Below are 14640 nucleotides of genomic sequence, written 5' to 3' on the forward strand. Positions count from 1 at the left end.
CTCTTGTTTCATTTAATGAAACAAGAGAACCGTCCCCATGTTCCACAAAAGAACAGGACAAGAAAACGATTCGTCGTTCTTGTCCTGTTTTTGTTAGCTATTCAACAACTTCTGTATAGGCGTTTATTTTTTTACCTTTACAGTTTTGGATGCGCTCTTCTTACCGCTCTTTGTTGCATATACAGTGAGCTTTGTTCCCGCTTTTTGCTTTTTAATCTTTACGGAGTAATTGCCTTTCTTATCTACTTTTGCACTACCTAATACTTTTGAACCTGCTTTGACATAAACTTTAGAGCCTACTTCCCCTTTTCCTTTCACAGTCTTAGAACTTGATTTTACTGTGTTTACAGTTGGGGTTGAAGGTGCTGCTTGGCTAACTTTTACTTTCGTAGCCTTGCTCACTTTACCTGCAGCATCGGTTGCTGTTACTGATAAAGTTGTACCCGCTTTTTGCTTTTTAATAGTGACAGAAAATGCACCTTTCTTATCTGCTTTTCCTGTTCCTAATTTCTTTTTGCCAGCATAGACTGTAATTTTGGTACCTGCTTTTGCTGTTCCTTTTACTTTGGTTGTTTTTGTTGTAATTTTGTTTACTTTTGGTGCAACTGGCGGTGTAGTACCTGCTACTTTTACAACAGTTGCCTTACTTACATTTCCTGCTTTATCTGTTGCTGTTACAGATAGACTTGTTCCACCTTTTTGTGCCTTAATCGTTACAGAGTATGCTCCCTTGCTGTTAGCTTTTGCTGAGCCAAGTTTTGTTTTTCCTGCATATACCGTAACTGTGGAGCCTGCTTCTGCCGTTCCGGTAACCTTCTTGTCTTTATCAGACACTTTATTTACCTTCGGTGCAGCTGGCGGTGTTTTGTCTAGAACTTTCACCGTTACCACTTGACTATAAAGTCCTTCTTTAGAAGCCGTTACTTCAAGGCTAGTGCCCGCCTTTTGTTTCGCAATACTTACAGAGAACTTACCATTTTTATCTGCTGTACCTTTACCGATTTCTTTAGAGTTGGCTTTAACCGAAACAGTTGCTCCTGCTACAGCGGAGCCAGTAACTTTTGTATCATTATCTCCTACAGGATTCACCATTGGTTTATCCAATTGTACCCCTTTAAAGATCGTTACTGTTTTAGTTGTAACATTTCCACCAAGATCTTCTGCTGTAAACTCAATTTCATTTTTTCCATGCTCTAATGGAATCGTTAATTTCACATCATGACTTAAAGGTACCATATTTAATTGTGAGTCAACATCATGAGTATATTCTTCACTTCCATTAACTTTGAAGATCATTTGATCAAAGTTATCCCCAACAGTCGCTGTTAGCTTAATACTATTTGTACTATCAGATACATAATTATTTGCCGGAAGGCCCTTTACAGCAATCGTTGGCGCAGTACTGTCAATGATAACTTGGCGTGTGAAGCCATCGTGCTCTCCTTGACCATCTGTCCATGTCACATTAATATCATGGACACCGTCTTTAGTGAACGTAATAGGAGTGTCGAAATAGTATGCTTGTTCATTATTATCCCATTGCAGTGGCACATTCACGACAGATCCTTTGATTGCGTCCCCTTTTATAACTAAGCCTTTGATATCAAAAGCATTTGTTACATAACCAGCAAAATCTACTGTTCTTTCATTATATGCTGCGTTGAATAGATTCTCTGGAGAAGTTACCATTATATCAGGACCATGATAATCTCCTTTTTCTCCATAAAGTTTCACAGCTGAATTCCCTGCATAGTCAAAGGCAATGACAGCAATGGTTGAACCGTCGGGAACTTTATGTTTAATCGTATATTCATAACTGCTTGTTTTATCAGAACCTGCTGCGTATCCATCCAGCTTACCATTTACTGCAATGGCAAAATAATTGATTCCGCTACCATTATCAACATCGGCTGCTGTAAATGAAACTTTATTTGTACCTTTATTATACGAGATGCTTTGGAACTCTGGGCTCTTTGTATCGACGATAACTGGAATCTTCTTCACTTGAGGTGCTTTTCCAGGATAATCGATTTGTGTTTTGATTTGATAATAATACGTTCCATCTGCCACTTGTTTATTATTGATTTTTCCATCCCATGAAGTTAATGATGGATTATACGTGAACATGCTTTCCTCGCCACGGCTAGCATCAAAGTAATCTTTATAAACATCAGAGTCGGTATGCAGCTTTCGTAATTGCTTACCGTCCTTATCTACAATACTGTATTCTACCGTTTTGCTATTTCTTAAGAAGGATAGAATAGGTGCAATCGTATCACTGTTTCCATCGCCATTAGGAGAGAATGCGATCTTGTTTTCGTCATCATCCCATGTAACTGGGTTATCACCTAAATAGTTACCAGCTTCATCTACCATTCCAGAATAACCATAGAAACTATCATCGTCATAGATCATGCCATCTAGAATATCAGCCGCATTCCAATCGCCTTTAAAGCCAACAAATGGAACGGAAAGATTTGGTACTGGGACTTTTTCTGTACTTGTTAAAGTAATGAACCCTTCTACGTAATATCCATTTGGCATTAGATCTTTAAGTGCGCCATTTGCGGCAGTTAAGTCAACAGTTGCCGTTATTTCTTTTGATTCACCTGGTTTAAGTGTAACTGTATCTTTATTGAAGGTCACATGCGCATTTTTTATTTCTTGATCTTGCATAGCAAATTGAACTTCATTCTTTGCCAACGCATCCGTTAGAACCTTAGCACCGACATTATACGTAACTTCGTCTTTTCCGAAGTTTGTAGCCGTTACACTCATCGTAAACTTGTCAGTCTTTATTTCTTTTAAAGCTATTTTCCCTTCGTTTGTTCCCGTTTGTGTAACATATACAGGAGTTTCTACAGCAGACGCTAATTGCATAATCCCTGCACCTTGTTGACGCGGAGAATAGTAAGTTGTCCCATCCGGATCAATGATAGGGCTTGAAGTATTCATTAAAAGAGTTTTCGCTCTTTTTACTTTATCTGCACCTTGCAGATTTGGAAATTTCTTTTGTATTGCCTCAAGTACTAGCGCAGATCCACCTGATACATGTGGAGCCGCCATAGATGTTCCACTCATTAATCCATATGTGTTGTTATTAAACGTAGAGTAAATTTGTCCACCTGGTGCCGTAATTTCTGGTTTGAAATCTAAGCTTGGTGTAATACCCCAAGAAGAGAAATCACTCATTTTTCCTGCATTTGCATTAGCAAGTTGAATCTTCTCATCTTTAAAAGTAATTTGTACTGGCTTGCCGTCAGCAAGCGCTTGCTGAAGCTTCTCACCATCACTTTGTTGTAAGAACAATTGTGGGATGGTAATAGACGGGTCTGAAGCCATATTGATAAAGCCTGGTGCCGTGTTATAAATAATAACCCCAACCGCACCTGCCTTTTGAGCGTTGATTGCTTTATCGACAAAATTCAGATCTCCACGCTGAATTAATGCATATTTTCCTTTTACTTTATTACCTAATTCAGCTGGGTTTCCTTTTCCACCATATGCTATATCAAATATTCTTTGATTTAAATCATTGGGATTTGTACTGCTTGCAGACATGTATCCTGCCGTACCTTTTGTACCTTCAATGTCGTATTCTATTTGATCCATTTGTATATCTGTATTTTCAACAGAGGCAACAGAAATAGATGCATCTGCAACACTTGGAGCACCGACCATACCTATGTCTGGATTCCATGCTAATGGATTAGCATAACCGCTTCCAAAGTATGCAGAATTTCCAGCTGAAATAGACATAAGTACGCCATTATCAACTGCATTTTGAACCGCTTGTTGTTCAGGGTCATCCGGTGCTACAAAGGAGGCAGGTGAACCTAAGCTCATATTAATGACATCTGCTTCAAGCTTAATAGCATCGTCAATCGCTTTAATATAAATATCACCATATGTAGATGGATTGCCTTGGTCATTAGAGAAAACTTTCATAGCTAAAAGCTGCGCTTCTGGTGCAACACCTTGCACGCCGCCATTACTTTCATCGCCATTAGCTCCGACAATTCCCGCCACATGCATCCCGTGCATAGACGCGCCAGTTCCTTTGTCAATGATATCCTTGTTTCTATCTGCGTAATTATAGCCATAAGGCACTTTAGAAGTGAAGTATTTTCCTGGGAGACCTTCTTTACTTACTAGATCATTTACGGTGGATTGGGTAAGTTTTCCTTCTGTATTTGATGATAACACCATATCATGATGGGTATAATCGATACCTGTGTCGATAATACCTACCACCATACCTTCGCCTTTCAAGCCTAAATTCCAAGTTTGTTGAGCTTGAACTTGGCCTTTACTTGTAATCATGTCTGGCTTTTCTACAGGACGTTTGTACTCATTAGCAATATAAACATTGGAAACACCTTGCAATCTCTTTAATTGATTGATATTTCCATATTTAATCTTACCACTTATCCCGTTTGACACGGTTGTAAACTTATTTTCAACGCTTAATTGTATTTTATTTGATTTTAGTCGAGATAAGAAAGTTGATTGCTCTGAATCTACTTTCGCTTGTAGGTCCGCTCGTTTTGATTTCGATAAGTCTTTATATCTAACACCTTGTTGTGTTGCATAAGAAATGGCTGGTTTGCCATCTAGTTCGACAATTACTCTGACAACATCTGAGTCTTTGTATTTCTTATTTAATGAATCTTGAAGTTTCACACTTTTCCCATGTTTTCTAAACTGATCTACATTAAGCTGGCTGGCTTTTGCTGACCCAGCATTGTAGAATCCACTAGAAAGAGCTACAAGAAATACAAGCGTGATTATTAGCGCTTTTTTAAAATTTCTGATAATCTTCACTAATGTTCCCCCTATCATTATAATATACAGACAAACGACACCTACAGCCTCCTCTCTCGGATTCTAGTAAATTTACAACTTACAGGGTAATTTTACTAGTCATATTAAAATTTACCACAATTCAAACTATTAAATAAATAGGACTAATGAACTAGTAACAAGTATAAAAAAGCAAAAGACAGTGATAAAAAACCACTGTCCTAAATGCTATTTTCCTATCTCTTTATAAAAATCAAGAATACCTGAATAGATAGATTGTGCTGCAACATCCAGATAAGTATTCGATTTTAGCTTTTTTGCATCGCTTAGATTTGAAAGAAACCCTAACTCTACTAATATAGCAGGTAATGGATTATTTTTAATGACACGAAAATCATTACTTTTCACACCACGATTTTTTGTATCTATCGCTTTGTATAACCGGTTTTGGATGAATCCAGCTAGTTTCTTGCTTTGATCTGCTCTTTGTTTGTCACCGCCGGAATAGAAATAGGTTTCTGTCCCTTGTGCAGTGCTGGAATCAGCAACATTTGCATGAATACTAACAAAGGCATCTCCATGCGATTTTGCTGAAATATTAACACGCTCATCTAATGTAGGATAAGTATCCCCAGTACGCGTCATCACTACTTGTATTCCCGATTTTTCCAAGAGTTTTTGAACTCGGATTGCAACGGACAATGTAAGATTTTTTTCCACAATTCCATTTCCACTTGCTCCTGGGTCTTTTCCTCCATGTCCCGCATCTAGCACGATAATTTTGGCTCCAACTTCTTTCAGATAAGCAATACTAACATACCCTTGCAATGCTTCAGAAGTTATATATGCCCAATCTCCAACAATCTTCGTAACGGTTACAACGGTATCTTTCTTCAGCTTTCCTATTGCTTTGTAATTGGTTCCAGGACCTTGACGAACATTTAATTCATCCGTCGTAACCATTCGCTTTTCCTCTTTATTACCAGGTGGAGAAGTGTTATCGCCATTCTGATTATCCGCCGGATCTGGATTATTTCCAGACGGATCAGTGGAAGAATCAGGCTCCGTGTCATTCGGATCTTTCGGTGGTTCCGGATTAATTACAGGTGGTTTCGGATCATTTGGTTTTGGATCACTTGGCTTTGGATTGCTCGGTTTTGGATCACTTGGCTTTGGATTGCTCGGTTTTGGATCACTTGGTTTTGGATTGCTCGGTTTTGAGTTGCTTGACTTCGAAGTACTCGGTTTTGGTTTTTTATTGGTGCTGGATGTCTTAACCGGTTTCAAAAAGGTGGTACTCACATATCCTTTTAATTTCCCGTATGTTATGTATGCCCAACCATTTTTAGTCTTCGTGACAGTCACCTTCATATTTTTCTTTAACTTACCAATTTTCTTATATTTGGTTCCTGGGCCAATGCGAACATTGAGAATGTCCACTCTTACAGTGCGTTGGTCCAATAGCTCTGGCTTTGCCTTAGTACTTGATATTTTAATAGTTTTTAAATATTTTGCACTAACATAGCCTGTTAACTTTCTATAGGACATATGTGCCCAGCCATTTTTGATTTTGTATACCTTTATTGTTTGGTTCTTCTTTACTGAACCAATAGAAGAAGAATGGGCACTCGGTCCCTTTCGAATATAAAGCGAATTTGCATTTACTTTATAAGACGAATAATTAGATTTAGTCGCCGCATAGCCTGTGCTTCCCGTTATCTGAAAAAATAGAAACAAGCTTAAGAGACAAATAAATAGTTTTCGAAATTTCACCATTACTAACCCCCCTTCTTTTTTATCTTTTCATGTCATAGTTTATCATATTTTTAGGTTTTTTTTGGAAAAATTTTCGAAACATGGGGACGGTTCTCTTGTTCCGAAAAGGAAACAAGAGAACCGTCCCCATGTTTCACCCCCGTGTTCCACCTAGGTCTATTTACCTGTTAGTGTTACAAAATGATTGTCAATCCGTATCGAAAATTGGTATATTGGTATGGACAGAATTTTTTAAATTCGCATAAATTACTGATTTATGTATGCTTATATGGCATGGTTCATAATACTTCACTATAAAATAAATCATTTGCTATAGGACTAATTCACTCCGTAAAAAAGTTCTACTCCCAACTATCACAACATAAGAGTAAAACAAAAACCTCCAATGATTTGTTATTCGACAAGCAAAATAAAAAGTCTAGAGGAGAAAAACAAATGAAACTTAAAAAAAATACTAAAAAAATCTGGTTGACTATTTTATTCAGTACGATGATTGTCTTCCTATTTGCTGGAAGTGCATATGCTTATATGGTTTATCAGTCTGTCCACAAAACGATTACCTCCATCCATAAACCTGTTGAAAAACGGGAAAATCCTGTGAAGCGGACGAAGCAAGTCACGATCAAAAAACGAGATCCGTTTTCGATTCTCCTACTTGGGGTTGATCAGCGTCCACATGATAAAGGGCGATCTGATACGATGATTGTTATGACGGTAAATCCTAATAAAAAATCAATCGACATGCTAAGCATTCCGCGTGATACCCGAACCGAAATTATCGGCAAAGGAACTGTTGATAAAATTAACCATGCCTATGCTTTTGGAGATGTGGAAATGTCTATGGATACTGTAGAACATTTCTTAAATATTCCGATTGATTATTACATAAAGGTCAATATGGAAGGATTCAAAGACGTGGTTAATGCGGTTGATGGTGTAACCGTTAATAATGACTTAGAATTCACGGCTGGTGGAGAAACTTTTCCTATTGGTGTTCAAGAATTAAACGGCAAGCAAGCTCTTAAATATTCACGGATGCGTCATGATGACCCGCGCGGTGACTTCGGCCGTCAAATGCGACAAAGACAAATAATTGATTCCCTTCTCGAGAAAGGGGCTAGCATTTCGTCCTTGTGGAACTATGATGATATTTTAGAAGCTTTAGCGAAAAATGTGAAAACCAATTTAACTTTTAAGGACATGGTAGACATCCAAAGCAATTATAAAGACTTGCGCAATAATATTCATGAAATGCAAATTAGTGGAGAAGGACAAATAATCAATAAAATTTGGTACTATATTGTCCCGGAATCCGAAAGATTAGCTATTTCCAAAAAACTAAGAAAACATCTCGAATTGAAATGAAACGCGGGGACGGTTCTCTTGTTTCCTAAAAGGAAACAAGAGAACCGTCCCCTGTTTTCATTTAAATATTTTCGCCACTTTCTGTACAACTAGATGACTACCGCCACCTTTTTCTACACCCTCGACCATGACGGCGACTAATAGATTCTTCTGATTTTGGTCGTATGCTACGAAAAATCCGTTTTCTTTACCTTTTTCATCCTTGGAGCTTTTTAATTCTGCGGTACCAGTTTTCCCTGCTAAAGCGACATTTGGAAGATCTGCTCCATGACCCGTTCCACGTGGATCTGCTACAACTTTGCGGAGCAGTCCTGCTACGGTTTTTGCTGTTTCAGGGCTTATCACGTTTTCTTTCCAAACTCGTGACTTTTTATCATTTAGGAGTAAGTAAGGTTGGATCATATTCCCATCATTTACAAAGGTTGTGTAGGTATCAGCTAAGTGTAGAATATTCATTTGCACTTGTCCTTGACCATATCCGCTATCAGCAAGTAAAATTTCTCGATCTAGTTTTCCGTCTGCTGAAATTTGTGATTTTTTCAATGGATAGTCAAAAGGCAATTGTTCCTCAAAGCCATAATCCTTCAAGCCTTGTATAAATTTGTTTGCCCCCATATCGAGAGCGGTTTGTGCAAAGTAAATGTTGTCAGAGTACATCATTGCATCGGCTAGACTTACTGCACCATTTTCTATATGAACACGGCTGACCGTATAATCTCCCCAACTGCCACCTTTGCCCCATGACTTACCAATGATATTCTTCGTCGAATTCGGTTTTAGTGTTCCATTTTGCAAGGCTATGGCCGCTGTAATTGGTTTGATGGAGGAACCTGGTGCATAAGACAATGCAAAGCGGTTGATTAACGGCTGCAGCGGATCTTTTTCAAGCTTTGTGTATTCTGAATCTGGCATCCCTAAGACAAAATCATTTGGATCAAACGACGGGGAACTCACTAAAGATAGGACTTCACCTGTAGTAGGTTGAATTGCTGCTGCTGTTCCGGCATTTCCCTTCATTTGATTATAGATTTTCTCTTGTAGGTTTGCATCAATAGTTATTTCGATGTTTTCACCATTTTGCACTTCTTCTTCCGCCACCACTTTTTCCGTTCCGTCCGCTTTTTGGATCGTGATTTTGGCACCAGCTTTGCCGCGAAGGCGATCCTCGAAGAGCTGCTCTAGTCCTCTTTTTCCAATCACGCTACTTTCTGTATAGCCTTTGCCCTGTTCTTCTTTTAACTCCTCCGCATTAATGGAGCCGATATAACCGATCAAGTGTGCGGTCGCTTCTCCAAATGGATAGACTCTTCCTGTAGTGTTTTGCTTGTCGACACCAGGAAGTTGGTATAGTTTCGCTAATAGATTCTCATTGTTCGTCGCAATTTTTTTAATAGGGACGAACAAATTCGGTTTAACCCAAGAAGCGTTTAGTTTCTGGTCAACTTCTGTGACGGAAAGACCCAATAAATTGGCTAGCTTGCTCTTTACCGTGGATTCTTGGCCACCCATTTTTTCCGGGATGACACCGATTTGATATACAGTTCCGTTCACAGCTAGACCTTGTCCATTGCGGTCACGAATTTCCCCACGCTTCGGATCCTCTGTGGTGGGAACAATTTTATCGCCTTTAGTGAGACCGGGTAAAATCAACTCTGGTTTCCAGTCGATATACCAACTTGATTTTTTATCCCTTTCTTCCTTTAGCAGTGCCACTTTCGTATCGTATTGAACTTTGCCTGCCATTGTATCAAAGGCAATGTGGATTGGAATACCAACCTTATCCTTTTTCTTAAACGCATCCTCTTTGAGCGCTTTATATGTGATTTTTACATTTTTTACTTCTAGGTCCTTGTATATTTTAGGATAACGTTCAACGAAATCCGCTGTGTTGTATTCCTTTTTACTGCTTGAGGTAAGAAAATCATTATACATTTTATTAAAATTACCTTTGTCCCAAAGCTTCACATATTCTTTTAATCTGTCATTAGGTGAAACTTCTTTTTGACAGGCGGATAATATACCTATGGCAATGAACAACATGGCTACGATTATACTTATTTTTTTCAAAATATACCTCCTTCTTTCCCTCTATCTCTATTATACAAAATGTGGAGTGTATTATTCGGATAAATTTATCAGACTTTTGTCACATTCTCAGATAAAAGGGGTACAAAGCTCCGTAGATTTTGGTAGAATAATAAGGAAATAGATGAAAAAAGGGGGAATATTGACGTGAAAAAAACGATTGTGTCGGTTGCTGCCACCACGATGATTGCTTCCGCATTCACCTCGCAGGCATTTGCCTCTACGTACCAGGTAAAATCAGGCGATTCACTTTGGGGCATCGCCAATAAATATGACACAACGATAAATCAGCTAAAAGAGTGGAATAAATTAAAAAATGATACTATTTTTCCAAAACAAGTTCTTATAGTTACAAAAGAAGCTAGTAAGGTCAGCGCATCTTCTGTAACTGTTACTCCAGTAAAAACGACTACAGGGACAACTACTTATAAAGTAAAATCAGGGGACTCGCTAAGTGCGATTGCCCATAAATATAATACAACGGTTAGCAAGTTAAAAGAGCTAAATAGCTTGAAAAGTGATATTATTTTTCCAGGTCAAGTACTTTCCATTACAAAGGAAGCTGCGAAGTCAAGTGCATCCTCAGTAAAAGTAACTTCTGTTAAAACAACAGCGACGTCAACGCCTTCGACTAGTGCCAAAACCTATAAGGTTAAAGCAGGAGATACGCTTAGTGGGATTGCCAGTAAAAACAAGGTCAAATTAGCAGACTTGCTTACTTGGAATAATCTGAAAGCAACATCCATCATTCATCCTGGGGACATTATTCAAGTATCGAAAGGCACGGTTGCTGCTTCCAGCAAGTCGACCTCTTCGACAACGACTTCTAAAAATGTGACGTCGACACCGAAGACAACTGATACGACTAAAGATACACCTAAAACAACACCTTCCAAACCTGATGATTCTTCAAAAGCTAATTACACGGTAAAAGCTGGAGACACTCTTTCTGCTTTAAGTCTTCAATTCGGTATTTCGATTGCAGATTTAAAGAAATTAAATGGATTATCGTCCGATGCTATTTACGTTGGACAAAAGCTGAGTGTTGGAGCTGGGGCACAGCAATCACCGACTCCACCACCAAGTAATGTGACTAGTGGAACCACAGTTGGAAATACAAATGGATTTTCGGCAAGTAATTTAATCAATATTGCAACGAAGCTTTTAGGCACTCCTTATGCTTGGGCAGGGTCTTCTTTATCAGGATTTGATTGCAGTGGATTCATCTATTATGTGTACAACCAAGCAGGGGTACCACTCGGGCGGTTAGCCAGTACAGGATATTATGCTCGTTCATTCTATGTTAATAGTCCGCAGCCTGGTGATCTCGTCTTTTTCACTGATACATATCAAGCGGGGATTTCTCATCTAGGAATCTACCTTGGTAACAATCAATTTATCCATGCGGGTGATAATGGAGTAGAAATTTCCTCTCTTAACGAAACCTACTGGAAAAACCATTTCGACGGATTCAAGAGATTGTACGAAACAATATAGGATGACTAGCCCGAGTGAAATTCGCAATTCAAATTTCACCACTAGTGGACAATTTGGAAAAGTGTACATGTGGAATGTACACTTTTTATTTCCTTCTATTTTAATGGAAAATGATTTTTCCTTCTATGCGCGACTTGTCTATAGGGCCCATGCTTTGGTCTCGGCTATCTAGGCTTTCGCCCGGGGTTCGGTTATCTCCCATGATGAAGTAAGAGTGGTTGTTTACTACCACCTCATCCAGATCATTTGCTTTCCCCTTTGTGTACGTTTCTTTTAATGGAGTACCATTCACATGCACAATCCCATTTTTTATCAAAATCTTATCACTAGGCAAACCTATAATCCTTTTAACAATGTCGAATCCATGTGGATCTTTCACCACTACGATATCGCCTCTTTCAGGCTTGAAGTATAGCCTTGTCATCAACATTATCCCTTTATCACTAAGAGTAGGATTCATAGAGTGCCCATCAACTATTTTAATTCCAAATCCATAATGGAGGACACAAAATAGAAGGATTAATACTAACACATATCGCACCCATCCAAATATGACTGATTTAGTCGGTTTCGACTTGGCTGGAATATTTGAGTCGATCACGTTCACATTCTGCATGTATTGTTCCCCCTGAATTGAAATAATCTATTAAGTATGAGTTTTATGGTTGATTTTTCACTTAAAAACTTTATGGCTTCTCTTTGCCGTTTCCATTGCCATTACCTTTAGAGTCTTTCTCTGATTGTTTAGCCGCTATTTTATCCATCGCTGCCTTTGCCTGCCTAACGATTGAGCTAAATTGATCCCGTATATCGTTTTCTTTACTTGTGTTATCTATTTTCATGTTGGCTATTAATTTATTTGCATAATCTATGATTTCTTGAACCCTTTTGGCCTCTTCACTCTTTGTAAAATCAGATAATTGATCCTGCGATTTTTGTAATTCTTTTTGCAATTCTTCTTTTAAGCGCTCTTTTTGTTTATCTTTTTCCGTCATGACGGCTTTTTCAATGGACGAAATAGATTCTGTGCCCTTTTTCGAGAACCAGTTTGTTAAAAGTCCATTAATGTCTGAATCCGCAAACACAACTCCCATTCCACCACCGATGGAAACGATTAAAAAAAGAACTCCAATAAGAATTTTGATTTTGAGATGTTTTTTTGATTTCTGGAATTTTACCTTCTTACTTATAGATGTTGATACATTCGTATTCGGTTTTTCGACATCTAACAATCTACTCATCGTGATATCCTCCATTTTTTTAAGCTATCAGAGTTCCGTATTTGGAACTCTGATAGTAGTAATTTATGAATTAGATTCCGTCAACTACTGAGTCAAGTTCGTCTGTAGCAGCTTTGACATCATCCTTCGCTTGTTGATCTATTAAAGCTATTTGTGCATCAACTAAGTCTTTAGCTGTTTGATTGATTTGTTTGCGAAGATCTTTGATTTTTGCATCGATTGCAATATTTATTTGAAGCGTAGTAATTCCAGATCTTACAGCCAATTGTGTTGTAAGCTCTGCTTTAGCTGCAATAATCGCTAGTTTTAATTCATTCACTGAATTCTTTTGCGTTTTAGCCAATTCTTCGTCAATAGCTGCACGTGCTGCTTCACCTTGCTTTGAAGTATAGCCTGTTAAATCATCACTAGCTTTTGTTTTTGCTGCTTCTCCAGCAGCTTCGATTTTACCTTGGGCTTCTTTCCATAAATCATTAAATTGTTTGCTCATACCATTTAGAATATCTTTCTTTGAATCGTTTAGATCTTTGATATGTTTATTAGCAGCAGCTTTTATGTCACTTTTGCCTGTACTAATTTGAGTATTCTTTTCAGCGTCAATATCATTACCTGCTTTAGTTTTTATTCCGTTATATTCAGCCATTAGTCCAGGTACTTTATCCTCTACACGATTTTTTGCTGCAGCTTCCAAATTACTCTTAGTAGTTTCAAATTTTAGACCATACCAGTTTTTCAGATTTGCATATGCATCCGAATTCGCAAATACCGCCCCAACACTAGATAATAATCCTACCGTTACAACACCAGCTACAACTTTCCCCTTAACTGTTTTAAACATTTAAATACGCCCTTTCCATTTTAGGTTTTAATTATTATTTAATAGATCTTCTAACATAGCTTGTACATCCTGAGTGATTTCCTCAGTTTCTTGCTGCTTCTTTTGCTTTGTATAAGCCGCCATTTCTTCGGCATTTTGTTTTTTGATCTCTTCAGTGACTGTATGTAACTGATGGAGATAGTTTTTGTTATGTTCGTTGATGGAAGTTTTTGATTCTAGTAGAGTAGTATTCTGGAAGTCTGTTATTGCTTTACTTATGCCTTGTTGCGTTGAAGGAATTTGTTCTTGAAGTTTCTGCAAAGATGCTATTAACTTTTGCATAGTAGAATTGCTGATTTTTTGTTCTTGCTTTTTAGATTGATCTTGATACCAATCCAAGAGCTTTAAACCTGAATCTGATAGTGCAAAAGTAATTCCGATACTTAGTGATAAAATGCATGTTAATATGATACCTATTACTTTCTTCCTCATCACCGCCCTCCTTTGTTCGTTTTCGTGTTTTTTTGTTCTTTATAGCGAACCCACAAATTGATTATATGGAACAACCCTGGAAAAGAAAACCTTCAAAAAAAAGGGAAATTCATGAAAATATAGCATTTTTCTTTTATTTTCTTCATTATTCTCGTTTTATCTAAGTATTTCGTGTTTTTTAAAGAACAATATCGTTCTTTATAGTATACAAGTTAGTGAGATTTATTAGAGGATTTGAGGAGTATTATATTAATAGATAAAAATACTTATTTTTAAATTAGGTCTTTTTTCACTTAATTGTATTTCTTCTATTTGATATATTCAAAATGGTTGAATCGGCAAAATCATTGAAAAATGATGACGCAAAGCTATAGGGACTAATGTTCAGAGTAAACTATGTCAGCCAGCTACCAAAGCCAAGGAGGGTATTTTAAAATTGGGGAAATTCTTAACACCAGAGGAAGTCTATTTTAAAAAACAGAGAGCAAAAAAAATGAATTTATGTCTTATCGGACTAGCGGTTATAGCAATTTTTTCTATTATTCCTATACTTATATATCATCT

At 37.7% G+C, this 14640-nt stretch carries 9 protein-coding genes and 1 riboswitch; of the genes, 2 read left to right on the forward strand and 7 right to left on the reverse strand.

Going from position 1 to position 14640, the window contains the following annotated elements:
- Positions 1-123: 123 nt before the first annotated feature.
- Both AC3WJF_RS15985 and AC3WJF_RS15990 read right to left on the reverse strand, forming a co-directional pair.
- Positions 124-4824 carry an Ig-like domain-containing protein gene (locus AC3WJF_RS15985; protein ID WP_492453951.1) on the reverse strand — a complete coding sequence of 1567 codons (4701 nt, stop codon included), beginning with the start codon at positions 4822-4824 and terminating at the stop codon, positions 124-126.
- Between the two features lie 207 nt (positions 4825-5031).
- Positions 5032-6579, reverse strand: a complete 1548-nt coding sequence (locus AC3WJF_RS15990; RefSeq protein ID WP_492453953.1) for an N-acetylmuramoyl-L-alanine amidase — start codon at positions 6577-6579, stop codon at positions 5032-5034.
- Between the two features lie 435 nt (positions 6580-7014).
- Here AC3WJF_RS15990 and tagU point away from each other — a divergent pair, with 435 nt between their 5' ends.
- Positions 7015-7944 carry a polyisoprenyl-teichoic acid--peptidoglycan teichoic acid transferase TagU gene (gene tagU, locus AC3WJF_RS15995; protein ID WP_492453955.1) on the forward strand — a complete coding sequence of 310 codons (930 nt, stop codon included), beginning with the start codon at positions 7015-7017 and terminating at the stop codon, positions 7942-7944.
- A gap of 57 nt (positions 7945-8001) precedes the next feature.
- Here tagU and AC3WJF_RS16000 read toward each other — a convergent pair whose 3' ends face one another.
- A complete protein-coding gene (locus AC3WJF_RS16000) occupies positions 8002-10011 on the reverse strand; it encodes a penicillin-binding transpeptidase domain-containing protein (protein ID WP_492453957.1) in 2010 nt (669 codons plus the stop codon).
- A 165-nt stretch (positions 10012-10176) separates the two neighbouring features.
- On the opposite strand from AC3WJF_RS16000, the gene AC3WJF_RS16005 reads away from it, so the two are divergent.
- Positions 10177-11526 (forward strand): C40 family peptidase, encoded by a 1350-nt coding sequence (locus AC3WJF_RS16005; protein ID WP_492453959.1) that lies wholly within the window; start codon positions 10177-10179, stop codon positions 11524-11526.
- A 100-nt stretch (positions 11527-11626) separates the two neighbouring features.
- Here the strand turns inward: AC3WJF_RS16005 and lepB are convergent, their stop codons facing one another.
- The 4 genes from lepB to AC3WJF_RS16025 all read right to left on the reverse strand — a co-directional run bounded on the left by lepB (position 11627) and on the right by AC3WJF_RS16025 (position 14076).
- A complete protein-coding gene (gene lepB / locus AC3WJF_RS16010; protein ID WP_492453961.1) occupies positions 11627-12142 on the reverse strand; it encodes a signal peptidase I in 516 nt (171 codons plus the stop codon).
- A 70-nt stretch (positions 12143-12212) separates the two neighbouring features.
- Complete coding sequence (locus AC3WJF_RS16015; RefSeq protein ID WP_492453963.1) at positions 12213-12767, reverse strand: hypothetical protein; 555 nt, start codon at positions 12765-12767, stop codon at positions 12213-12215.
- Between the two features lie 70 nt (positions 12768-12837).
- Positions 12838-13605 (reverse strand): hypothetical protein, encoded by a 768-nt coding sequence (locus AC3WJF_RS16020; RefSeq protein WP_492453965.1) that lies wholly within the window; start codon positions 13603-13605, stop codon positions 12838-12840.
- 27 nt (positions 13606-13632) lie between these two features.
- A complete protein-coding gene (locus AC3WJF_RS16025; RefSeq protein ID WP_492453967.1) occupies positions 13633-14076 on the reverse strand; it encodes a hypothetical protein in 444 nt (147 codons plus the stop codon).
- A 327-nt stretch (positions 14077-14403) separates the two neighbouring features.
- A riboswitch (cyclic di-GMP riboswitch) is annotated at positions 14404-14491 on the forward strand.
- The last annotated feature ends 149 nt before the right edge of the window (positions 14492-14640 follow it).

It is taken from the genome of Heyndrickxia sp. FW510-T9, from assembly GCF_058781025.1.

Excerpts from the sequence above, each read along its gene's own strand:
- lepB (WP_492453961.1), bottom strand. The coding sequence starts at position 12,142 with ATGCAGAATGTGAACGTGATCGACTCAAATATTCCAGCCAAGTCGAAA.
- AC3WJF_RS16025 (WP_492453967.1), bottom strand. The coding sequence starts at position 14,076 with ATGAGGAAGAAAGTAATAGGTATCATATTAACATGCATTTTATCACTA.
- tagU (WP_492453955.1), top strand. The coding sequence starts at position 7,015 with ATGAAACTTAAAAAAAATACTAAAAAAATCTGGTTGACTATTTTATTC.
- AC3WJF_RS15990 (WP_492453953.1), bottom strand. The coding sequence starts at position 6,579 with ATGGTGAAATTTCGAAAACTATTTATTTGTCTCTTAAGCTTGTTTCTA.
- AC3WJF_RS16015 (WP_492453963.1), bottom strand. The coding sequence starts at position 12,767 with ATGAGTAGATTGTTAGATGTCGAAAAACCGAATACGAATGTATCAACA.
- AC3WJF_RS16020 (WP_492453965.1), bottom strand. The coding sequence starts at position 13,605 with ATGTTTAAAACAGTTAAGGGGAAAGTTGTAGCTGGTGTTGTAACGGTA.